Origin of the sequence: Inquilinus sp. CA228, assembly GCF_052078665.1 — a bacterium.
Taxonomy (GTDB): Bacteria; Pseudomonadota; Alphaproteobacteria; order DSM-16000; family Inquilinaceae; genus Inquilinus.
Window position 1 is genome coordinate 17,305 of sequence record NZ_JBQJIK010000040.1, and the last position, 22,018, is coordinate 39,322.

17 protein-coding genes are annotated in these 22,018 nt (G+C 69.6%); 14 read left to right on the top strand and 3 right to left on the bottom strand.

What is annotated here, in order from left to right:
- Positions 1–6 precede the first annotated feature (6 nt).
- On the top strand, positions 7–738 hold the full coding sequence (locus ACTOWL_RS20260) for a hypothetical protein (protein ID WP_441323081.1): 732 nt from the start codon (positions 7–9) through the stop codon (positions 736–738).
- Between the two features lie 356 nt (positions 739–1,094).
- Here ACTOWL_RS20260 and ACTOWL_RS20265 read toward each other — a convergent pair whose 3' ends face one another.
- Positions 1,095–2,111 carry a LacI family DNA-binding transcriptional regulator gene (locus tag ACTOWL_RS20265; RefSeq protein WP_441323082.1) on the bottom strand — a complete coding sequence of 339 codons (1,017 nt, stop codon included), beginning with the start codon at positions 2,109–2,111 and terminating at the stop codon, positions 1,095–1,097.
- Positions 2,112–2,230: 119 nt separating this feature from the next.
- On the opposite strand from ACTOWL_RS20265, the gene ACTOWL_RS20270 reads away from it, so the two are divergent.
- The 5 genes from ACTOWL_RS20270 to ACTOWL_RS20290 all read left to right on the top strand — a co-directional run bounded on the left by ACTOWL_RS20270 (position 2,231) and on the right by ACTOWL_RS20290 (position 10,379).
- Entirely contained in the window at positions 2,231–4,174 is a 1,944-nt protein-coding gene (locus ACTOWL_RS20270; protein ID WP_441323083.1) for an ABC transporter substrate-binding protein, read from the top strand.
- 31 nt (positions 4,175–4,205) lie between these two features.
- Positions 4,206–6,326 carry a family 10 glycosylhydrolase gene (locus ACTOWL_RS20275; protein ID WP_441323084.1) on the top strand — a complete coding sequence of 707 codons (2,121 nt, stop codon included), beginning with the start codon at positions 4,206–4,208 and terminating at the stop codon, positions 6,324–6,326.
- Positions 6,327–6,462: 136 nt separating this feature from the next.
- The gene (locus tag ACTOWL_RS20280; RefSeq protein ID WP_441323085.1) at positions 6,463–7,449 is read left to right on the top strand and encodes an ABC transporter permease; all 987 of its coding nucleotides are present in this window, start codon (positions 6,463–6,465) and stop codon (positions 7,447–7,449) included.
- A 10-nt stretch (positions 7,450–7,459) separates the two neighbouring features.
- Complete coding sequence (locus tag ACTOWL_RS20285) at positions 7,460–8,632, top strand: ABC transporter permease (protein WP_441323086.1); 1,173 nt, start codon at positions 7,460–7,462, stop codon at positions 8,630–8,632.
- Positions 8,633–8,636: 4 nt separating this feature from the next.
- A complete protein-coding gene (locus ACTOWL_RS20290; protein ID WP_441323087.1) occupies positions 8,637–10,379 on the top strand; it encodes an ABC transporter ATP-binding protein in 1,743 nt (580 codons plus the stop codon).
- A 6-nt stretch (positions 10,380–10,385) separates the two neighbouring features.
- On the opposite strand, the gene ACTOWL_RS20295 is transcribed toward ACTOWL_RS20290, so the two are convergent.
- Positions 10,386–11,144 (bottom strand): IclR family transcriptional regulator, encoded by a 759-nt coding sequence (locus ACTOWL_RS20295; RefSeq protein ID WP_441323088.1) that lies wholly within the window; start codon positions 11,142–11,144, stop codon positions 10,386–10,388.
- A 156-nt stretch (positions 11,145–11,300) separates the two neighbouring features.
- On the opposite strand from ACTOWL_RS20295, the gene ACTOWL_RS20300 reads away from it, so the two are divergent.
- The 8 genes from ACTOWL_RS20300 to ACTOWL_RS20335 all read left to right on the top strand — a co-directional run bounded on the left by ACTOWL_RS20300 (position 11,301) and on the right by ACTOWL_RS20335 (position 21,258).
- Positions 11,301–12,365, top strand: a complete 1,065-nt coding sequence (locus tag ACTOWL_RS20300) for a succinylglutamate desuccinylase/aspartoacylase family protein (RefSeq protein WP_441323089.1) — start codon at positions 11,301–11,303, stop codon at positions 12,363–12,365.
- Positions 12,362–13,303, top strand: coding sequence for a threonine ammonia-lyase (locus tag ACTOWL_RS20305; RefSeq protein ID WP_441323090.1), 942 nt, complete (start codon positions 12,362–12,364; stop codon positions 13,301–13,303). Before ACTOWL_RS20300 ends, ACTOWL_RS20305 begins: the two co-directional genes overlap by 4 nt.
- A 75-nt stretch (positions 13,304–13,378) precedes the next feature.
- Entirely contained in the window at positions 13,379–14,401 is a 1,023-nt protein-coding gene (locus tag ACTOWL_RS20310) for a sugar ABC transporter substrate-binding protein (RefSeq protein WP_441323091.1), read from the top strand.
- A gap of 23 nt (positions 14,402–14,424) precedes the next feature.
- Positions 14,425–16,998 (top strand): ATP-binding cassette domain-containing protein, encoded by a 2,574-nt coding sequence (locus ACTOWL_RS20315; protein WP_441323092.1) that lies wholly within the window; start codon positions 14,425–14,427, stop codon positions 16,996–16,998.
- A 5-nt stretch (positions 16,999–17,003) separates the two neighbouring features.
- Positions 17,004–18,014 carry a Gfo/Idh/MocA family protein gene (locus ACTOWL_RS20320; RefSeq protein ID WP_441323093.1) on the top strand — a complete coding sequence of 337 codons (1,011 nt, stop codon included), beginning with the start codon at positions 17,004–17,006 and terminating at the stop codon, positions 18,012–18,014.
- Entirely contained in the window at positions 18,014–18,982 is a 969-nt protein-coding gene (locus ACTOWL_RS20325; protein ID WP_441323094.1) for an ABC transporter permease, read from the top strand. Before ACTOWL_RS20320 ends, ACTOWL_RS20325 begins: the two co-directional genes overlap by 1 nt.
- Positions 18,979–19,758, top strand: coding sequence for a creatininase family protein (locus ACTOWL_RS20330; protein ID WP_441323095.1), 780 nt, complete (start codon positions 18,979–18,981; stop codon positions 19,756–19,758). Before ACTOWL_RS20325 ends, ACTOWL_RS20330 begins: the two co-directional genes overlap by 4 nt.
- Positions 19,759–19,767: 9 nt before the next feature.
- Positions 19,768–21,258 (top strand): aldehyde dehydrogenase family protein, encoded by a 1,491-nt coding sequence (locus ACTOWL_RS20335; protein WP_441323096.1) that lies wholly within the window; start codon positions 19,768–19,770, stop codon positions 21,256–21,258.
- On the opposite strand, the gene ACTOWL_RS20340 is transcribed toward ACTOWL_RS20335, so the two are convergent.
- Positions 21,248–21,856 carry a TetR/AcrR family transcriptional regulator gene (locus ACTOWL_RS20340; RefSeq protein ID WP_441323097.1) on the bottom strand — a complete coding sequence of 203 codons (609 nt, stop codon included), beginning with the start codon at positions 21,854–21,856 and terminating at the stop codon, positions 21,248–21,250. The genes ACTOWL_RS20335 and ACTOWL_RS20340 overlap by 11 nt on opposite strands.
- Positions 21,857–22,018: the final 162 nt, after the last annotated feature.

Here is a 22,018-nt window from a genome sequence, read left to right on the forward strand (position 1 = left end):
TATTTTGTGAAAACTCCAGCCTTCGAACCCGAGGCTGACTCGTCCGACGAGTTAATTGTGCGATTGCGCGAGCGGTCGTATCTCGACTTTCGAAACCTGCGTATCAAGAATAAGGACGATCAGGAATATCGGAAGGAAATCATCTCGGCCGCAGAACGAGTCGCGGGGCTGTTGTCTCCGGATGATGGTGGCGGATCGGTCAAAAGGCTGTCGCTGGTAAGCAGAATTCGATCGGGTGGGAAATCCAGTTCTCTCGCCAAGCGCGCAGACGGTGACGTGGGAGAGCCGGAAGTTGCACCAATAGTAACGAATCGGACAATAGATACAAATGAAAATATCATTGTAAGAGGCAAGAAAGATATAGAATCTGGCATTCATTATCACTCAATAAAAAAAACATTGATCAGGTTATTTTTATCGACGATTGCTGTTGCACTTATATTATCGGTCATTTATTGGAGAGACTCTATTTTTGACTATGCTAGGAATTCTATTTTTGGGGAAAATCCGCCGATCGAAAATCCGCCGATCGAAATAATTCCGGAGCCAAGGGATTGTGTCGTCCAGCGCTCCACCCAGAGCTACCGCGAGCCTAACACACAGGCGATGCTCGGACCCCATTTGAGCCCGGGCGAGCGCGCGCGGACGGTGGGGCGCGTGGCGGGCAGCGATTGGCTCGTGGGTGCTGAAGAGAACGGCGTGCGCTTCTACTTCCGTGCGGTTGACTGCGGCTCTTAAGCAGCGCAGGCGGCCGTTTGTCTGATGAATGTGGTTCCTTACTTAAGATTTTTCCTGATGAGACGGTAGTTTGCCATCCCGACGTTCACGGCTTCCGGCCGTCCTGCTCCACCAAGCTTCGCCAGCCAGCTTTCGTTATCGATAGAGAGAGAGCGGAGCTGGCCTGTTAAGGCGCCATTCAGCCGCGCCTCGTCAGGCGGAGCGGGCCGAATCCGGCCGCTCCTCACCCTTTGCGGACTGCCACTGGCGGTTGAGGCGGTGTCAAAACCGGGTGCCCCGTCATCCAAAAGCGCGCGCCCGGCTATAAACAGGCTGGCGAGCCGGCGCATCCGCAATGGGCCGCCGCGCCCCGGCGATCAGCCTCTCCGGCGCGGCTTGGCCGGCGGGCAGGGGCCCGAGGACCGGCGTTCGACGATCTTCGAGGCGATCAGGATGCGCTGCGGCGGCTCATAGGGCGGGCGGCCGGCCTTGATCCGCTCGATCAGCAGGCGGACGGCGGCCGCGCCCATCTCGGCGCCATAGACCCGGACGGTGGTCAGCTGCGGCGAGATCTGGGTCGCCGCGGCGAAGTCGCCGAAGCCGATCACCGAGACCTCCTCCGGGATGCGGTAGCCGAGCGACAGCAGCTCCGACACCACGGTCAGGGCCAGCCCGTCATGGGCGCAGAAGAAGGCGGTGGGATTGACGCCCTTGGCCTGCAGCGCGCGCAGCGCGTCGACGAATCCGCTGTTCTCCTCGAACCACATCTGGTGCAGCGACGCGTCCGGCTCGACCTCGGTGACCTCGCGGATGCCGTGGTAGCGCTCCGCCCGCCCGCGATAGCCGGCGGTGCCGTGGACGAAGGCGATCACGCGATGGCCGCGCTGCAGCAGGTACTGCCCGACCGCCTGGCCCGCCTCGCGGTCGGTGCCCCCCACCTGGTCGACCGGTTCGAGCGGCCCGATCCAGCCCATGCGCACGACCGGGATGCGCATGGCGTCGACCAGCTCGAGCGTCTGCCGGTCATGCGGCCCGACCAGCAGCAGCCCGGCGCTCAGCTTGGCGATCGAGGCGACATGGTCGGGGGCGTGGGTCCATTGCAGCCGCAGGGGATAGCCCAGCCGGTGCGCCTCCCGCTGCACGCCGTTCTGGACCATCATCCGCAGCTCGCTGTTGACCAGGTCCATGTCGTAGCAGGCCACGCCGATGTCGCGCGGGCCGGCCTGGGCGCTGGCATAGCCGAGTGCGGCGGCGGCTTCCTCGACCCTGAGGCGGGTGGCCTCGCTGACCCCGTCCTTGCCCGAGAGCGAGCGCGACACGGCGAATTTCGACACGCCGACGCGGTCGGCGATGTGCTGCAGCGTCACCCGGCCGCCCCGTCGTTCAGCGCCCATCAGCATCCGTCACCCGACACATATCGAACATAACGCTTTACCTAACAAATCCATACTGGAACGCTACCGTTAGCCAAAGCAAGAGCTAAGACGTTAGCCTCACTGGCTGGGAGGACACCATGAGGGAAGAGCTGAAGGCGGCGCTGAGCCGTCGTGCCTTTCTCGCGGCCGGCTCCGCCGCGATCGCCATCCCGGTGCTGCCGGTCCGCGCCTTCGCCGGGGACGCCAAGGAAGCCGCGGTGCTGCAGGCGCTGGTCGACAAGGGCGCGCTGCCGCCGCTGCAGGACCGGCTGCCGGAGAACCCGCTGGTGGTCACGCCGGTCGACCGCGTCGGCGTGCATGGCGGCGACTGGTCCCATGCGCTGGTCGGCGGCGGGTCGCTGTCGATGCTGGTGCGCTACCAGGGCTATGAGCCGCTGCTGCGCTACACGCCGGACTGGTCCGGGGTGACGCTGAACGTCGCCGAGGATTTCCAGTCCAGCCCGGATGCCAAGGAGTTCACGGTCCGGCTGCGGAAGGGGATGAAATGGTCGGACGGCCATCCCTTCACCACCGAGGACATCCGCTTCTGGTACGAGGACATCCTGCTCAACAAGGAGGTCGCCTTCATCGGCCAGGACCACTGGAAATCCGGCGGCAAGCCGGCCCGGCTGGAGGTGGTGGACGAACAGACCTTCAAGGTGATCTTCGACCGGCCGAGCGGCCTGTTCCCGCTGCAGATCGCCTGGGCCAATTCCGACCAGACCTGCAAGGCGCCGAAGCACTACCTGCAGCAGTTCCACCTCAAGCACAATCCGCAGGCCAATGAGCTGGCGAAGTCCCGCGGCTTCGAGAGCTGGATCCCGCTGTTCCAGTTCGAGGCCGGCTTCGCCAGCGACAACGACTACTTCCAGAACTCGAAGCGCCCGACCCTCGCGGCCTGGAAGCTGACCGTCGCGCCGGGGGAAAGCACCGAGCGGGCGATCGCCGAGCGCAACCCGTATTACTGGAAGGTCGACACGGCCGGGCAGCAACTGCCCTATTTCGACCGCATCGTCTACCAGATGGTCGCCGACCCGCAGGTCCTGCTGCTGAAGGTGCTGCAGGGCGAGATCGACATGATGGACCAGTACATCGCTACGCCGGGCAACAAGGCGGTGCTGTTCGACGGCCAGGAGAAGGGCGGCTACGGCTTCTACACGCTGACCTCGACCGAGGCCAACGAGATGGTCTTCATGCTCAACCTCAACCATCCGGACGAGGTCAAGCGCGCCCTGTTCACGAACAAGGACTTCCGGGCGGCGCTGTCGCTGGCGCTGGACCGGCAGGCGCTGATCGACACCGTCTTCATCGGCCAGGGCGCGCCGGCCCAGGCCTCGATCGAGAAGGGCGATCCGCTGTATGTCGAGCGGCTGGCGACGCAGTACACGGCCTATGATCCGGATGGCGCCAATGCGGCGCTGGACAAGATCCTCCCGGACAAGGACGGCGACGGCTACCGGCTGGACAGCCAGGGCCGGCGGGTCTCGATCATCTTCGAGATCGACCAGTCGCGGACCACCTTCCTCGACATCTTCCAGCTGGCCATCCCGATGTTCCAGGCCGTCGGCATCGACGTGCAGATGAAGCCGATGGACCGGTCGCTGTGGGAGACGCGGGTGCGGCAGGGGCGGGAGTTCGACGGTACCGCGCACAAGTTCGGCGGCAATTCCGGCATCCCGGCGATGCTCGACCCCCGCTACTTCCTGCCCTACACGACCGAAGCCTTCTACGCCAAGGGCTGGCAGCTCTGGTACCGCGACCGCACCAACCCGGATGCGATCGAGCCGCCGGAGGTCACCAAGAAGCAGTTCGAGCTCTACGACCAGCTCAAGGCCACCGCCGATCCCGCGAAGCAGAACGAGCTGATGCGGCAGGTCCTCGAGCTCTGCGCCGACGCCTTCTACACCTTCGGCGTGACCCTGCCGGCCGACAGCTACGGCGTCGTCCGCAACGCCATGGTGAACGTCACCAAGTCCATGCCGAACTCGTTCGGCTGGCCGACGCCCGGCCCGACCCGGCCGGAGCAGTACTTCAAGGCCTGATCCCGACTCCCGCCCTGCCACGACCGAGCCGATGGACACGATGCCCGACACCTCGCAGCCGACCGCGCTCCGCACGCCCGACTGGTACCGGACCGCCACCCGCTGGACCCAGTTGACCCTGGCCGAGGACGACCCGGTCCGGTTCGACCCGGAGGTCTGGATCGACCTGTTCCGCCGCACCCGGTCGAACGCCACCTGCCTCTCGGCCGGCGGCTACATCGCCTATTACCCGAGCCAGGTGCCGCTGCACTATGTCAGCCGCTTCATCGGCGAGACCGACCCCTTCGGCACGCTGGTCGCCGGCGCCCGGTCGCTCGGCATGCATGTCATGGCCCGCGTCGACCCGCACGCCATCCACCAGGACGCGGCCGACGCCCATCCGGAATGGATCGCGGTCGACAAGGAGGGCCGCCCGCGCCGGCACTGGGCCTATCCCGATGTCTGGGTGACCTGCGCCTATGGCGACTACAACAGCACATTCATGCCCGAGGTGGTCGAGGAGATCACCCGCACCTACGACATCGACGCGATCTTCGCCAATCGCTGGCAGGGCCATGGCGTCTGCTACTGCGCCGACTGCCGGACCCGGTTCAAGTCGGAGTCGGGCCACGACCTGCCGCTGCAGCCGGACGCCAACGACCCGGTCTGGCAGGCCTGGGCGGCCTGGCGCCGCAAGGTGCTGACCGCCGTGGTGGCGCAGTGGGACGACGCGGTGAAGGCGATCCGCCCGCATGCCAGCTTCATCCCGAACATGAGCGGCTCCTCGCTGATGGAGTTCGACCTGTCGGTGATCCAGAAGCACTGCCCGTTCCTGGTGGTCGACCACCAGGGTCGGCGCGGGGTCGAGGTCGGCTGGTCGGCCGGGCGCAACGGCAAGCGCATCCGCGCCACCTTCCCCGACCGCCCGGTGCAGATGATCACCTCGATCGGGCCGGAGGAGGAGTATCGCTGGAAGGACGCCGTGACCTCGGGCGAGGAGATCGTGCTGTGGATCAATGACGGCGCCGCGCACGGCATCCATCCCTGGTTCACCAAGTTCAACGGCGTCGTCTCCGACACGCGCTGGGTCGAGCCGGTGGCCGACGCCTTCGCCGTGCATGCCAAGCTCGAGCCGGTGCTGGCGCCGATGCGGCCGGCGGCGGAGATCGCGGTGATCGACCCGTCGACCACGCTGCGCCACTGGGCGCCGGAGAAGCGGCACGAGGCCGAACGCCACGACCTCGGATTCTATCACGCGCTGGTCGAGGCCCGGCTGCCCTTCGAGCTGCTGTCGGACCAGGTGATGACGGCCGAGGCGCTGGACCGGTTCAAGCTCCTGGTCCTCGCCAACGTCTCCTGCCTGTCCGACGCGCAATGCGAGGCGATCCGCGGCTATGTCGGGCGCGGCGGCAGCATCGTCGCCGCCTACGAGACCTCGCTGCGGACCGAGTCCGGCGCGATGCGCCCGGAGTTCGGCCTGGCCGACGTGCTGGGCGTGACGCTGCAATCCGGCCCGCGCGGCATCGTCAAGAACGGCTATGTCGCCCTCAACGGCCGGCACCCGGTCAATGCCGGCTATGACGGCGCCGCCCGGATCATCGGCGGCACAAGGCTGATCCATGTCGCGCCGGCGGCCGGTGCCGAGCAGCCCTTCCTCTACGTGCCGGACTTCCCGGACCTGCCGATGGAGGAGGTCTATCCCCGCGAGGCGCCGCAGGGCGCCGCGGTGGTGGCGCGCGAGACCGGGTCGGGCGGCCGGTCGGTCTACATCCCCTGGAACATCGGCGAGATCTTCTGGGAGGTGCTGGCGCCGGACCATTCCCGCCTGATCGGCAACGCCGTGCGCTGGGCCCAGGGGGCCCTGGGCCGGGCGCCGCAGGTCACCGTCGACGGCCCCGGCGTGGTCGACCTGGCTTTGCGCGAGGACGCCTCCGGCCTCGCTTTGACCATCGTCAACCTGACCAACCCGATGATGCTGAAGGGGCCGGTGCGCGAGGTCCTGCCGCTCGGCCCCCAGCGCGTCTCGATCGCCGTGCCGCCGGGCCGGTCGGTGGCCAAGGCGGCGCTGTTGGTGGCCGGCCGGCAGGTGCAGGCGGTGCCGCAGGACGGCCGGGTCGTGATCGAGGTGCCGTCGATCGACCGGCTGGAGGTCGTGCACGTGACGTGGAGTTGACCCCGTAGGTTGGGTTCGCGGTTCGCGAACCCAACATCGCAGACGCCGGATCCATGTTGGGTTCGCCCGAGAGCGAACCCAACCTACGCCGCGAGGAGCAAAGAGTCGGCGGGTAGAAGAATGAGGGAGGAGAGGGATGCTCGGCTACATCCTCAAGCGCATTCTCGCCATGGTGCCGACGCTGTTCGGCATGTCGCTGATCTCGTTCCTGATCATCCAGCTGCCGCCGGGCGACTACCTGACCTCGCTGCTGTCCTCCTGGTCCGACAACGGCCAGCCGATCGACCCGGCGCAGATCGAGCGGCTGCGGGCGCAATACGGCTTCGACCAGCCCTTCTACGTCCAGTACTGGAAATGGATGTCCGGCATCCTGTTCCGCGGCGATTTCGGCTATTCCTTCGACTGGAACCAGCCGGTCGCCGGGCTGATCTGGGACCGCATGGGCTCGACCCTGGCGATCTCGCTGGCCAGCCTGGTCTTCGTCTGGGCGGTGTCGCTGCCGATCGGGATCTATTCCGCCGTCCGCCGGCATTCGGTCGGCGACCATGTCTTCACCTTCCTCGGCTTCCTCGGCCTGGCGATCCCGAACTTCATCTTCGCTTTGACCCTGATGTATCTCTGCTACCGCTATCTCGGGCAGAGCGTCGGCGGCCTGTACTCGCCGGAATTCACCGATGCGCCGTGGAGCTGGGGCAAGGCCTGGGACCTGCTGGCCCATCTCTGGATCCCGGTCGTGGTCATCGGCACCTCCGGCACGGCGGCGCTGATCCGCATCCTGCGCGCCAACCTGACCGACGAGCTGAACAAGCCCTATGTCATCACCGCCCGGGCCAAGGGCCTGCCGGAGCACCGGCTGGTGCTGCGCTACCCGCTGCGGATCGCGCTGAACCCGTTCATCTCGGCGATCGGCTGGGTGCTGCCGCATCTGGTCTCGGGCGTCACCATCACCGCGATCGTGCTGAACCTGCCGACCGCCGGGCCGCTGCTGCTGCGGGCGCTGGTGTCGCAGGACATGTATCTGGCCGGCAGCTTCATCCTGCTGCTCAGCGCGCTGACCTTGGTCGGCATGCTGGTCTCCGACCTGCTGCTGGCGCTGCTCGACCCCCGCATCCGGTTCAGCTGAGGGCCGCGCCATGACCATGCAGGACCTGGCGGATCTGGACACCGAAGGGCCGGCGATCAGCCCGCTCGAGCCCGGCCGCGGCCCGGCGACCCTGGCGGCGGTCGGCCCCTGGCGGCTGATGCTGGGCAAGCTGCTGCGCCAGAAGGTCGCCATGGCGGCGGCGGTCGTGGTGCTGCTGCTCTACCTCATCGGCGCCTTCGCCGAATTCCTCGCGCCCTCCAGCCCGGACCTGTCGCGGCCGCAATACACCTACGCCCCGCCGCAGGAGCTCAGCCTGTTCGTCGAGACGCCGGATGGCGGCTGGGCGTTCAACCTGCATGTCAAGGGCTACAGGATCGCGATCGACCCGCAGGCGCTGCGCCGCACCTTCGTCGTCGACGACAGCAAGGTCGTGTCGGTCGGCTTCTTCGTCAAAGGCCGGCCCTACAAGCTGTGGGGGCTGATCCCGCTCGACCGGCACCTGATCGGGCCGGTCAACCCGAACGACCCGATGTACCTGCTGGGCGCCGACCGGCTCGGCCGCGACCTGTTTTCGCGGCTGGTCCATGGCACCCGCATCTCGATGTCGATCGGCCTGGTCGGCGTCGCGCTTTCGCTCATCCTCGGCGTCACGCTGGGGGCGGTCTCCGGCTTCTATGGCGGCTGGGTCGACATGCTGATCCAGCGGCTGATCGAGGTGGTCAGCGCCATGCCGACCATCCCGCTCTGGCTCGGCCTGGCCGCCGCCATCCCGCTCAGCTGGTCGCCGCTGCAGGTCTATTTCGTCATCACCGTGATCGTGTCGCTGCTCGGCTGGACCGGGCTGGCGCGCGAGGTGCGGGGCCGGTTCCTGGCCCTGCGCGGCGAGGATTTCGTCACCGCCGCCCGGCTCGACGGGTCGGGCGAGCGGCGGCTGATCTTCCGCCACATCCTGCCGTCGCTGACCAGCCACATCCTGGCCGTGGTCACCCTCGCCGTGCCGACCATGATCGTGGCCGAGACCTCGCTGTCCTTCCTCGGCATCGGGCTGAAGCCGCCGGTGGTCAGCTGGGGCGTGCTGCTGCAGGACGCGCAGAGCATCCGCACCGTCGCGACCGCCCCCTGGCTCCTGTTCTGGCCCGGCCTTGCCGTGGTGGTCGCCGTCCTCGCCTTCAACTTCTTCGGCGACGGGCTGCGCGACGCCGCCGACCCGTATGAGAGCTGAGGCGATGGACGCACCCGACGATGTGGCGTTGTCGGTCCGCGACCTGTCGCTCGACTTCCATCTGCGCACCCACATCCTGCACGCGGTCCGCAACGTCGGCTTCGACCTCCGCCGCGGCCGGACGCTGTGCCTGGTCGGCGAAAGCGGCTCGGGCAAGAGCGTCACCGCCCGCGCCCTGCTGCGCATCGTCGACAAGGTGGGCCGCATCACCGGCGGCCGCATCCTGCTGCGGACCGAGGGGCGCGAGATCGACGTGGCCGCGCTGGACCCGCGCGGCCGCGACATCCGGGCCATCCGCGGCCGCCGCATCGGCCTGATCTTCCAGGAGCCGATGAGCTCGCTGTCGCCGGTGCACACCATCGGCTCGCAGATCGTCGAGGCGATCCGCCTGCACACGGCGCTGGACCGGCGCCAGGCCAGGCAGCGGGCGATCGAGCTGCTGCGCCAGGTCGAGATCCCGGAGCCGGAGCGGATGGCGGACCGCTACACCTTCGAGTTCTCCGGCGGCATGCGGCAGCGGGCGATGATCGCCATGGCGCTGGCCTGCGACCCCGACATCCTGATCGCCGACGAACCGACCACGGCGCTGGACGTCACCACCCAGGCCGAGATCCTCGACCTGATCAAGCGGCTGCAGGTCGACCGCGGCATGGCCATGCTGCTGATCACCCACGACATCGGCGTGGTGGCCGAGGTGGCCGACGACGTGGCAGTGATGCGCTTCGGCCGGATCATCGAGCAGGGCCCGGTCGACGACATCTTCCACCGGCCGCAGCACCCCTATACCCGCCGCCTGCTGGCCTCGACCGCGAAGCTCGAGGCCGGCGCGGCGAGGCGGGGAGGGGCCGCGGCTATGGAGGCGCCGATCCTGTCCGTCCGCGGCCTGGGCAAGGTCTACGGTGAATCCCGCCGCTGGCTCCCCGGCAGCGGCCGCTATGCGCTGCGTGCCGTCGATGATGCCAGCTTCGACCTGCATCCCGGCGAAAGCCTCGGCATCGTCGGCGAAAGCGGCTCCGGCAAGACCACGCTCGGCCGGCTGGTGCTGCGCATCGTCGAGCCCAGCGCGGGCACCGTCACCTATCGCGACCGCGAGGGGCGGGAGGTCGAGGTGACGGGCCTGGGCAAGCGCGAGCTGCGCCGCTTCCACCGCGAGGTCCGGCTGGTGTTCCAGGACCCGTTCTCCTCGCTCAACCCGCGGATGACGGTGAAGGACATCATCGGCGACCCGCTGAAGGTCAACGGCCTGGCGCAGGGCCAGGCGCTGGAGGCGAAGGTCGCCGGGCTGATGGCGCTGGTCGGGCTCGACCCGCAGGCGATGGAGCGGCACCCGCACGCCTTCTCCGGCGGCCAGCGCCAGCGCATCGGCATCGCCCGCGCCTTGGCGCTCGACCCGCGCATCATCATCGCCGACGAGGCGACCTCGGCCCTCGACGTGTCGATCCGCAGCCAGATCCTCGACCTGCTGCTGGAGCTGCGGGCCCGGCTGGGCCTCAGCTTCCTGTTCATCTCGCACGACATCTCGGTGGTCCGGTACTTCTGCGACCGGGTGATCGTGATGCACAAGGGCCGGATCGTGGAGACCGGCGACGCCGAGCAGATCTGCACCCGCCCGCGCGAGCCCTACACCCAGCGCCTGATCTCCGCCGTGCCGAGCCCCGATCCCCGCCGCAAGCGCATGCTGCATCGCCTGCGCGCCGGCGGACCGACCGAGCCGCCCGTCGTCGCGAGAAGCGGTGCCGGTGGCTGACCGCTATTACGCGGCGGCCTGGCTGATCACGGCGCAGGCGCGCTTCAGGGCGTCGAGGGCGTCCATCAGCCGGGCCTCCTGGCCGTGCCGCTTGATGCAGGTGATGATGATGCTGGCCACGGCATGGCCGCCGCGGTCGAGGATCGGGCAGCAGATGTCGGTCAGGCCGACGAAATCCCGGCTCTCATGCAGCTCGAAGCCGCGGCCGCGGATGCCGTCCAGCGACGCCCGCAGCTCATCCTCGGTCACCCGGCCCCGGGCCTGGGGCAGGCTCTCGCGGATCAGGCGCTGCTGCACCTCCGGCGGCTGGAAGGCGACGATCACCTGGCCGGAGGTGGCGTCCACCGCCGGCCGGTTGAAGCCGAGATTGAGGGTGAAGCTGATGTCCGGCTCGCCGGAGACCGAGGCCAGCACGACGGTGCGGCCGCGATACAGCACCACCAGATGGGCGGAATGGCCGGTCTCTGCCGCCAGCGCGTTCATCACCGGCACCGCCTCGGTCACCAGGTTGCGCACCCGCGGCGTGCGCAGCCCGAGCGAGAACAGCCGGTTGGTCAAGGTCAGGTCGTCGCTGGCCGGGTCGCGGGCGAGGTAGTCCCGCTCCAGCAGCACCATCACCATGCGGAAGATCTCGCTCTTCGACCGGCCCAGCCCGTCGGCGATCCGGGTCAGCGACAGCGGCTCGTCCCGGCTGGCCAGCAGCTCCAGGATGTCCAGGCCCTTCTCCAGCGCCGGCGCCGAATAGGCCGCCTTCTTCTCCGTCACATCCAACCCCCAAGCGAGCCCACGCGAGTCCGGGGCGGGACTGTATCGCCGCCGCCGGCGTTCCGAGGAATGTTTTATACATGATGTTGACACCATCAGTAAAACAACCCTAGCGTTCTTCCAACGGCGGCCGAGACCGCCCGCAGGAGGCGCAGCGTGGAAAGCATCGAAACCGTGGCGGTGGGATCGAGCCGGGGTGCGCCGACCATCCGTCGCAGCACGGCCTTCACCGACATCGACTTCGACCGGCCGGGCCGGCAGGTCGGCTTCTTCCACATCCCGCAATCGCCGGACGACGACGCCTGGGGCACCGTGCGCATCCCGCTCGCGGTGATCGCCAACGGCACCGGGCCGACCGTGATCCTCGAGGGCGGTAATCACGGCGACGAATACGAGGGGCCGATCACCCTCGGCGAGATCATCCGCGACCTCGACCCCGGCACGATCCAGGGCCGGCTGATCCTGATCCCGGCGATCAACCTGCCGGCGGTGGTGGCCGGCAAGCGCACCTCGCCGGTCGACGGGCTGAACTTCAACCGCACCTTCCCGGGCGACCCGGCCGGCACCATCACCCGGCAGATCTCGGCCTATGTGCAGGATGTGCTGCTGCCGCGCGGCGACGCCTTCCTCGACCTCCATTCCGGCGGCTCGTCGCTCGACATCCTGCCCAGCGCGATCGTCGAGCCGGCGCCCGACCCGGCGCATCAGCGGCGCAACATCGACGCGGTGCTGGCCTTCGGCGCGCCGATCACGGTGGTGGTCGACAATCTCGGCGAGCCGCGCACCGCCACCGCCGCCGCCGTCGCCGCCGGCCTGACCGTCGTCGGCACCGAGATGGCGGGGGCAGGCACCGTGTCGCTCGACGCGCTCGACATCTGCCGCCGCGGCGTGCGCAGCGTGCTGGCCCATCTCGGCGTGCTCGACCCGTCCTTCGCCGCACCGCGGCGCCCGGACCCCAAGGTCTATGAGGTGGCAGGCGCATCCTCCTACGTCCTCGCCGGCGATGACGGGGTGTTCGAGCCGTACCACCGCAACGGCGCGGAGGTGCGGGCCGGGCAGCCGGCCGGGCGGATCCATTTCCTGCATGATCCCGGCCGCGCGCCGGCCGAGTTGCGCACCGGCGCCGACGGCATCGTCTATGCCCGCCGCCAGCCGGGGCGGGTGCGGCCCGGCAATTGCTGCCTGGTCGTCGCCTCGCCCTATCGCGGGAGCCTCGGATGATCGGCTTCCACGACATCGAAGCTGCCGCCGACCGGATCCGCGGCCATGTCCGGCGCACCCCGCTGATCCGGGCCGACCAGCTGCTGCAGGCGCCGGCGCCGGCGCCGCTGTGGCTCAAGCTGGAATGCCTGCAGGTCACCGGCTCGTTCAAGGCGCGCGGCGCGACCAACCGGCTGCTGGCGGCCGACCCGGCGACGCTGGCCCGCGGCATCGTCACCGCGTCGGGCGGCAATCACGGCCTCGCCGTGGCGCGGGCCGGCCATCTCGCGCGGGTTCCGACCACCGTCTTCCTGCCCGGCAATGCGTCGCCGGCCAAGCGCGCCAAGCTGGCCAGTTGGGGCGCCGAGATCCGGATCGAGGGCACGGTCTGGGACGAGTCCGACCGCACCGCCCGAGCCTTTGCCGAGGCGACCGGCGCGGTCTACTTCCACCCCTTCGCCGATCCCGAGGTGGTCGCGGGGCAGGGCACGGTGGCGCTGGAGATCGCCGAGGAGCTGCCGGAGGCCAGCCTGTTCCTGATCGCGATCGGCGGCGGCGGCCTGGCCGCCGGCATGGCCACGGCGATCCGCGCGCTGCAGCCGAAGGCGCGGATCGTCGGCATCGAGCCGGTCGGCTCCCCGACCCTGCGCGCCAGCCTGGACGCGGGTCGGGTGGTGACGCTCGACGCCGTCACCACGGCGGTGCCGACCATGGCCTGCGGCCGCACCGATCCGCGCATCTTCGACATCATCCGCCGCACCGTCGACGAGGTGGTGCTGATCGAGGACCGGGACATGGAGCGGGCGGCGGAGTGGCTGTGGTTCGAGCTCGGCCTCGCCGCCGATCTCAGCGGCGCCGCCTCGGTCGCGGCGCTGCAATCCGGCCGGGTGGTGCCGCGCGACGGCGACGTGGTCTGCGGCCTGGTCTGCGGCGCCGGAACGGACGGCCTCGCCGCCTGAATGCGGGGCCCGGAGGGCAAAACCCTCCCAACAACAAACGAATTCATCTGAGGCTTCACAGGAGAGGACGAGACCATGATCAAGCATGTGCTGTCGGGCGTGGCCCTTACCGCGGTCCTGGCCCTGTCGGGCTTCGCAACCGCCGCCGAGCCGGTGCTCGGCCTCGCCGCCATCGACCTGCAGAACTCCTTCTTCGTGCGGATGAAGGAGGCGGGCGATACCGCGGCCACGGATTACGGCGTCAAGACGACCTGGCAGAGCGCCGAGGGCAGCCTGGAGAAGCAGGTCGCCATCATCGAGAACTTCATCAACCAGAAGGTCGACGCGATCCTGGTCGACCCGATCGACAAGAACGCCCTGCTGCCGGTGATCAAGAAGGCCGAGGCCGCCAAGATCCCGGTGATCACCATGGGCAACAAGGTCGAGGGCGGCTGGAACACCTCGACCCTGTATCCGGACCAGGAGAACATGGCGATGGTGGCCCGCGCGCTGGGCCAGACCCTGGGCGGCGAGGGCGAGGTCGGCCTCCTGGTCGGCACCCGCGGCAACTTCGTCTCCGACACCCGCGAGAAGGCCTTCACCGAGACGCTGGCCAAGGAGTTCCCGAACATCAAGCTGGTCGGCATCCAGCCCACCGGCTGGGATTCGGCCAAGGCCACCGACGCGGCCCAGACCTGGCTGACCACCTATCCCGAGCTGAAGGCCGTGGGCTGCATCTCGGACTCCATGTGCCTGGCCGCCAGCGCCGTCGCCCAGGCGATGGACCGCAAGCTGCTCTATGCCGGCTATGACGGCGACGAGGAGATGCACCCGCTGCTCGAGGACGGGTCGATGGTGATGGATGTCCTGACCGGCGCCTATCGCGTCGGCTACTGGAACATCGCGGTGGCGGCGCGGCTGGCCAAAGGCGAGAGCATGCCCAAGGACCTGTACATGCCGACCTATTTCGTCACCTCCGACGCCACCGCCCAGGCGCTGGCCGGCAAGGGGCTGAAGGTCGAGCACATCACGCCCGAGGCCGCGACCAAGGCGGCCAAGGCCTATACCGAGCAGCTGGGGCCGAAGCAGCCGGTCTCCGCCATGACCGTCGCGAAGTGAGGGGAGAGGCGAAGGGCAGGGCCATGCCTCCGAAACCGGCGGATGCCACCGCGGCGCGGCGCCTGTCGCTGGCCGGCGCGGGCTTCGGCAATGACCTGGTGCTGGCCGGGCTGATCCTGCTGGTGCTGGTCGGCTTCGGCCTGGCCGGGCCCGGCTTCCTGTCCTTCGCCAATCTCGTCTCGATCGGCCAGCAGACGGCGGTGATCGCCATCGTCGGCTTCGCCATGACCGCAGTGATCATCGCCCGCGGCATCGACATCTCGGTCGGCAGCACCCTGGCGATCGCCGGCATCGTCGCTGGCCAGGCCTATGGCGCCACCGGGTCGGGGCTGCTCGGCATCGTGGCGGCGCTGGCCGCGGGTGGTGGTGTGGGGCTGATCAACGGCCTGCTGATCAGCGCCGTCGGCATCAGCCCGTTCATCGCCACGCTGGCGACGCTGGCGGCGGGGAAGGGGGCGGCGCTCAGCCTGTCCGGCGCTTCCAGCATCCCGATCGACAGCCCGATGCTGCTCTGGGCCGGCAGCGCCGACATCCTCGGCATCCCGGCGTCGCTGCTGCTGGCGGCCCTGCTGCTCGCCGGCTGGTGGGGGCTGCTGCACCGCACCGTGCTCGGCCGCTGGATCTTCGCGGTCGGCGGCAATGCCGGGGCGGCCCGGGCCTCGCTGATCCCGGTCCGCACCGTGCAGACCCTGACCTATGTCCTGGCCGGCATGTCGGCCGGGCTCGGCGCCGTGGTCATCATCGGCCGCCTCGGCTCGGCCCAGCCGTTGGCCGGCATGGGCCTCGAATTCGCGGCGATCACCGCCGCCATCGTCGGCGGCACCAAGCTGTCGGGCGGCGAGGGCAGCGTCACCGGCACGGCGCTCGGCGCGCTGCTGCTCGGCGCCATCAACACCGGCCTGTCCTTCCTGCAGGTGCCGCAGCAGGCGATCTACATCGTCACCGGCGGGCTGGTGCTGTTCGCGGTGCTGCTGAGCCAGCGCGACCGGCTGGCCGCCGCCGTGGCCAAGTGGCGCCGCCGCAGCCGCGCCGCCCACACGGCGGAGGAGGCGGCCCAGGCGGTCCCGCGCCGGCTGGACCGGCACGAGCTGCGCATCGTCGGCCTCGGCAAGCTCTTCCCCGGCGTCAAGGCGCTGGAGGGCGTGGCCTTCGACATCCGCGCCGGCGAGGTGGTGGCGCTGGCGGGCGAGAACGGCGCCGGCAAGTCGACCCTGGTGAAATGCCTGTCCGGCGTGCACCAGCCGGACGAGGGCGGGCTGATCCTGGATGGCCGCCCGGTGCGGCTGCGCACCCCGGCCGAGGCGGCGGCCGCCGGCATCGCCGTGATCCACCAGCATTTCAGCCTGGTGCCCGACCTGACCGTGGCCGAGAACCTGTTCCTGGGGCGCGAGCCCGGCGGCATCGCCCTGCGCCGGGCCGAGATGCGGCGCAAGGCGCAGGAGGTGATCGACCAGTTCGGCCTCGGCCTCCGGCCCGACGACCGGGTCGGCATCCTGACCGTCGGCCAGCGCCAGATGGTGGAGATCGCCAAGTCGATGCTGTCCGAGGCCTGGCTGGTGATCATGGACGAGCCGACCAGCGCCCTGTCGACCCGCGAGCGAGACCGCCTGTACCAGCTGATCGGCCGGATGAAGGGGATCGGCTGCGCCATCCTCTACATCTCGCACAAGATGGAGGAGATCTTCACCCTGGCCGACCGCGCCGTGGTGCTGCGCGACGGCCGCTTCGTCGGCGACCGCGCGATCCGCGACCTCGACGAGCCGGCGCTGATCGGGATGATGGTCGGCCGCGACATCGGCAACGTCTTCCCGCATCGGCCGGTGCCGCGCGGCGCGCTGCTGGTGGCGGTCGAGGACATTTCCGACGGCGGTCTGCTGCGCGCGGCCAGCCTGACCGTGCATGCCGGCGAGGTGGTGGCGCTGGCCGGGTTGATGGGCAGCGGCCGGTCCGAGGTGATGCGCTGCATCGCCGGCCTGTCGGCCCACCGCGCCGGCACGATCCGGATCGGCGGCGCCACGCTGCCGGCCGGCGACGCCCGGCGGGCCAATGCGCTCGGCGTCGCCTATGTGCCGGAGGACCGGCATCTCGAAGGCTTCGTCGGGCCGATGTCGGTCCAGGACAACGTCACCCTGGCCTGGATCCGCGCCCGTAGCGCGCTCGGCCTCGTCCGACCCTCGGCCCTGGCGGCCGAGGCCGGGCGGCTGATCCGGCAGCTCGGCGTCCGGCCGCCCGATCCGCGCAAGCGCGTCGGCGACCTGTCGGGCGGCAACCAGCAGAAGGTGGTGATCGGCAAATGGCTGGCCACCCGCCCGCGGGTGCTGCTGCTGGACGAGCCGACGCGCGGCGTCGATGTCGGCGCGAAATCGGAGCTGCACGCTTTGATCGCCGAGCTGAAGGCGCAGGGCGCCGGGATCCTGATGGTGTCGAGCGAGCTGCCCGAGGTGCTGGGCGTCGCCGACCGCATCGTGGTGATGCATGAGGGCCGCACCGCCGGCGAGCTGCCGCGCGGGGCGACCGAGACCGAGGTGATGGCGCTGGCCTTCGGCCGCAGCGCCGAGGCGCAAAGCCTGACGACACAGGAGAGGGTAGCGGGATGAGCAGGATGAGATTGGCCATCGTCGGCGCCGGCTTCATGGGGCAGTTCCACGCCCAGGCGATCGCCGGGCTGGAGACGGCGACCCTGTCGGCGATCGTCGACCTGTCGGCGGAGCTCGGCCGCAAGACCGCCGACCAGTACGGCGCCCGTCACTTCCCCGACATCGATGCGGCGCTGGCCGCCGATGCCGCCGACGCCTATGTCGTGGCGCTGCCGGACACGCTGCACCAGGACGTCACCTGCGCCCTGCTGGAGGCGGGCAAGCCGGTGCTGGTCGAGAAGCCGATGGCGCACACGCTGGAGGCGGCGCAGGCCATGGCGGCGGCGGAGAAGAAGGGCGGTGGCCGCCTGCTGGTCGCCCATATCCTGCGCTTCGACCCGCGCTACGTGCAGGCGGCGGAGGCGGTGCGGGCCGGCAAGATCGGCGACCCGATCCACGCCAGCTCCGGCCGGTTCACGGTGCGCGACATCGGCACCCGCATGAACGGCTCCTCCAGCGTCTGCTTCTATCTCGGTGTGCACGATGTCGACGCGCTGCAATGGATCAGCGGCGCCGACGTCACCCGGGTCTATTCCCGCGCCGTGTCGAAGCTGATGCCGAGCCTGGGCGTCCGGTCCGAGGACGCGATCTTCACCACCTGCGACATGTCGAACGGCATGGTCGGCCAGCTCTATTTCGGCTGGTCGCTGCCGAGCGACATCCCGACCGGCATCTGGGCCCGGACCGAGGTGGTCGGCACCAAGGGCGTGGTCGATCTCGACGTCCGCGACCACGGCCTGCGGGTGCTGTCGAGCGGCGCCTGGAGCCTGCCGGACGGGCTGCATTGGCCGACCGTCAACGGCCGGATCATGGGCGACCTGTATGAGGAGCTGCGCCACTTCGTGCAGGCGGTGCGCGAGGACAAACCCTTCGTCATCTCGCTGCCCGAGGCGCTGCGCGCCGTCGCGGTCAACGACGCGATCCGGCGCAGCGTCGCCAGCGGGCAGCCCGAAGCGGTCGCCGACTGGCGCGGCTGATGGACACCCCCTGGCTCCGCCGCGCCCTCGATCTCGCGCCGCTGCTGCTGCTGATCCTGCTGGTGGCGGCGTTCGGCCTGATCGATGCGCGGGTGGTCACGCCCGACAGCCTGCGCAACGTGCTGGCCCAGGCCACGCCGGTGGCGCTGCTCGGGCTCGGCGCCTTCGTGGTGCTGCTGACCGGGGGCATCGACCTCTCGGCCGGGGTGGCGGTCGCCTTCTGCAGCGTGGTGATGGCCGGGCGGCTGGATGCGGGCGACCCGCTGGTCCTGGCCCTGCTGGCCGGCCTCGCCACCATGACGCTGCTCGGCCTGCTGAACGGCCTGCTGGTCGGCTATCTCCGCGTGCCGCCCTTCGTCGTCACCCTGGCCACCATGGTGGCGGTGCAGGGGGCGACGCTGTGGGCGGCGCAGAAGGGCGTGCTGATCCTGAAGAGCCCGACGCTGAAGGACATCGGCATCGGGCAGTCGCTCGGCGTGCCGAACTCGGTGCTGCTGGTCGGGCTGATCGCCATCGGCGCGTGGGGACTGATGCGCTGGACCCGCTTCGGCCTGCGCACCTACGCCATCGGCTCCGACCCCGCCGCGGCGCAGCTGGCCGGCGTGCCGCTGCCGCGGCAGCAGCTGCTGACCTATGTCGTCGCCGCCATCTTCACCTTCCTGACCGCGGTGCTGATGATCAGCCGCGTGCCGGTCGTCACCCCCAATCTCGGCGGCACGCCGCTGCTGCTCGACGCCATCGCCGCGGCGGTGCTGGGCGGCACCAGCATCTTCGGCGGCCGCGGCACGGTGTTCGGCGTGGTGATCGGCGCCGTCATCGTCAGCCTCCTGACCAATGCCCTGCGCGTCTTCGGCGTGGACCCGTCCAGCATCGATCTGTTCAAGGGCGCGATCATCGTCCTGGCGCTGATCGCCGATGCCGGGATCCGGATGCTGCGCCTGCGCCTCGATGAAGGACGTATCGGATGATCTCGTTCACGCCCGGGCCCGGCCGCCTGGCCTGGAGCCCGTCGCCGGAGCTCGGCGAACTCGGCAAGGCCCGCGGCGCCGTGCTGGTGCCGACCGGCGCGGTCGAGCAACACGGGCCGCACCTCGCCACCGGCGTCGACATCTGGCTGGCCACCGCGGTGGCGCTCGGCGTCGCCGGCCGCGATCCCTCGGTCCGGGTGGCGGAGCCGATCTCCTACGGCTCCTCGGCGCATCACCTGGCCTTCCCCGGCACGATCAGCCTGCGGCCGTCGACCTTCATCGCCATCGTCGTCGATGTCTGCCGGTCGCTCGCCCGCGACGGCTTCTTCCCGATCGTCCTGAACGGCCATGGCGGCAACCGCGGCGCGCTGCAGGTGGCGGTGTCGGAGCTCGGCGCCGACGGCGTGCGCAGCGCCGCCTTCTCCTATTTCGACCTGATCCGCGAGGACGCGGCGGCGATCCTGCCCGATGCCGACCAGGGCTGCGGCCATGCCTGCGCGCTGGAGACCTCGCTGATGCTGCACCTGTTCCCGGGCTCGGCGCGGGCGGAGGCGATCCCGGCGGGCGGCACGCCGTCCTGCTGGCCCGATCCGCATCTCTATTCCCCGAGCCCGATCACGGTCTGGCGCGGCTTCGAGGAGATCAACCCGACCGGGGTGATCGGCCGCCCGTCCGACGCCACCGCCGAGGCCGGGGCGAAGCTGTACGACGCCGCCGTCACCCGGTCGCTGGAAGCGGTGCTGCGCCTCCGCGACAGCTTCGCCCCCTCTAACTGAGACAATCCGATGAAGACGATCAAGGGCCTGAAGGTCACCACCGCGCCGTCCGGCGCCCCGGTCAGCCGCATGCGCATCGGCGGGCGCTGGGAGGAGGGTTCCGGCGAATTCCTCGAGATCACCAGCCCGGCCACCGGGGCGGTGGTGGGCTTCGTGCCGCTCGGCACCCGCGCCGACGCGCAGCGAGCGATCGCCGCGGCCCAAGCAGCGAAGCCGAAGATCGCCGGCTTGTCGGTGTGGGAGCGGGCGAAGCTGTGCTTCGCCGTCGCCGACGCGATCGAGGGCCGCAAGGAAGCCCTGGCCCGCACCCTGAGCCTGGAGCAGGGCAAGCCCTACCACGCAGAGGCGCTGGGCGAGGTCGGCGCCGCGGTCGCCGCCTTCCGCAACGCCGGCGAGCAGATCAAATGGCTGGAGACGGCGTGCTTCCCGGTCGAGGACCGCAACAAGCGCGCCTTCAGCTTCCTGCAGCCCAAGGGCGTGTTCGGCATCGTCACGCCGTGGAACTTCCCGCTGGCGCTGCCGTCGATCTACTACCTCGCCCCCGGCCTCGCCACCGGCAACGCCATGGTCTGGGTGCCGGCGCCGACCACCTCGATCATCGCCGAAAAGCTGATGGAGTGCCTGATCGAGGCCGGCGTGCCGGACGGCGTGGTCAACCTCGTGATCGGCGACGGGCCGGAGGTCGGCGACGAGGTCGTGTCCAACCCCGGCACCGATGCCGTCGCCTTCACCGGCAGCTCGGAGACCGGGCGGATCATCGCGGCCCGCGGCGCCGGCAAGCCGCTGATGATGGAGCTGGGCGGCAACGGCCCGAGCGTGGTGCTGGCCGACGCCGATCTCGACACCGCCGCGGCGCGGGTGGCGGCGGGCTGCTTCGCCAATGCCGGCCAGATCTGCACCTCGACCGAGCGCATCCTGGTGGCCGACGCGGCGCATGATGCCTTCGTCGAGAAGCTGGTCGCGGCGGCGCGGGCGGTGCGGATGGGCGACCCGTTCGATCCCGCCACCACCATGGGGCCGCTGAACAACGAGCCGAACGCGCAGAAGGTCGACGCCCATCTGGCCGACGCCCGGCAGCGCGGCGCCTCGATCCTGTTCGGCGGCGGCCGCGCCGAGGGGCTGGCGACCCGGCTGCACTACCAGCCGACGGTGATCGCCGACCTGTCGCCCGACAGCCTGCTGAATGTCGACGAGACCTTCGGCCCGGTGGTGCCGGTGCTGCGCTTCCGCGACGAGGAGGAGGCGCATGGCATCGTCGCCAAGAGCCGGCTCGGCCTGTCCGCCGCGGTGTTCACCCAGACCATCCGCCACGCCTTCCGCTGGGCCGAGGCGCTGAAGGTCGGCATCGTCAACGTCAACGAGATGAGCCCGTATTGGGAGATGCACATCCCGGCCGGCGGCGCCGCCGGGACCGCCAGCGGCATCGGCCGCACCGGCGGCCGCCACACGCTGCTGGAGATGTCGGACCTGAAGACGGTGACGATCGATATCAGCCGGTAGGTATTTTTCGCTGCACCTTGGTTTGCACGCGGAGACCGTCGACGAAGACGTTCACCAGCCGCAGCACGGTCTTCTGCCAGCCGGGCTGATCGTGCATGTAGCACATGCCCACGAGCGCACGCAGAAGGTCCTCGGCACCGATGTCGGGCCGAATCTCGCCGGCGGCGACAGCGCGGTCCAGCAGAGTGCCGACTGCCTTGGTCAGGCGGTCGAAGGTGTAGGCATAGAGGTCCGACGGGCCATGAGCGGCGAGCGCCAGCGCCGCCAGCATGCCCTTCTTCGTGGCAACCAGCTCGACGTTGGATTCGAGCCAGCGACGCAAGGCGTCGACGGGCTCGGCCTCGCCCATCAGCTGCTCCGCCAACTCGCCGAGCTGGTCGACCTCGCGCCGGTAGACGGCCTCGAACAAGGCTTCCCGGGTCGGGAAGTGCCGGTACAGCGTGCCGATGCCGACCTCGGCCCGTCTCGCCACGGCCTCGAGGCTGGCGTCCGGCCCGCCGGCGCTGAACACGGCCTTCGCCGCCTCTAGCAGGCGCTCGCGGTTGCGGACGGCATCGGCGCGTGGCCTCCGGGTGGTCTTCGTGGAGCTCCGTCCCATATCCCTCGTGTGTCTAGCCATCCTGCTTGAAAAACGGAGGCTGCCTCCGTATAGTATCTTCAACAGGCACATCGCCCAATACGCCCGCCGATCAAACCGGGCGCCTGCAACGCCTCATACCACTCATATCTGGCCGTCCGGCCCCGCCGCACCGCTTGTGCG

Excerpts from the sequence above, each read along its gene's own strand:
- ACTOWL_RS20265 (WP_441323082.1), bottom strand. The coding sequence starts at position 2,111 with ATGGGCGCTGAACGACGGGGCGGCCGGGTGACGCTGCAGCACATCGCC.
- ACTOWL_RS20285 (WP_441323086.1), top strand. The coding sequence starts at position 7,460 with ATGACCATGCAGGACCTGGCGGATCTGGACACCGAAGGGCCGGCGATC.
- ACTOWL_RS20305 (WP_441323090.1), top strand. The coding sequence starts at position 12,362 with ATGATCGGCTTCCACGACATCGAAGCTGCCGCCGACCGGATCCGCGGC.
- ACTOWL_RS20320 (WP_441323093.1), top strand. The coding sequence starts at position 17,004 with ATGAGATTGGCCATCGTCGGCGCCGGCTTCATGGGGCAGTTCCACGCC.
- ACTOWL_RS20325 (WP_441323094.1), top strand. The coding sequence starts at position 18,014 with ATGGACACCCCCTGGCTCCGCCGCGCCCTCGATCTCGCGCCGCTGCTG.
- ACTOWL_RS20310 (WP_441323091.1), top strand. The coding sequence starts at position 13,379 with ATGATCAAGCATGTGCTGTCGGGCGTGGCCCTTACCGCGGTCCTGGCC.
- ACTOWL_RS20330 (WP_441323095.1), top strand. The coding sequence starts at position 18,979 with ATGATCTCGTTCACGCCCGGGCCCGGCCGCCTGGCCTGGAGCCCGTCG.
- ACTOWL_RS20280 (WP_441323085.1), top strand. The coding sequence starts at position 6,463 with ATGCTCGGCTACATCCTCAAGCGCATTCTCGCCATGGTGCCGACGCTG.
- ACTOWL_RS20270 (WP_441323083.1), top strand. The coding sequence starts at position 2,231 with ATGAGGGAAGAGCTGAAGGCGGCGCTGAGCCGTCGTGCCTTTCTCGCG.
- ACTOWL_RS20315 (WP_441323092.1), top strand. The coding sequence starts at position 14,425 with ATGCCTCCGAAACCGGCGGATGCCACCGCGGCGCGGCGCCTGTCGCTG.
- ACTOWL_RS20290 (WP_441323087.1), top strand. The coding sequence starts at position 8,637 with ATGGACGCACCCGACGATGTGGCGTTGTCGGTCCGCGACCTGTCGCTC.
- ACTOWL_RS20275 (WP_441323084.1), top strand. The coding sequence starts at position 4,206 with ATGGACACGATGCCCGACACCTCGCAGCCGACCGCGCTCCGCACGCCC.
- ACTOWL_RS20335 (WP_441323096.1), top strand. The coding sequence starts at position 19,768 with ATGAAGACGATCAAGGGCCTGAAGGTCACCACCGCGCCGTCCGGCGCC.
- ACTOWL_RS20340 (WP_441323097.1), bottom strand. The coding sequence starts at position 21,856 with ATGGGACGGAGCTCCACGAAGACCACCCGGAGGCCACGCGCCGATGCC.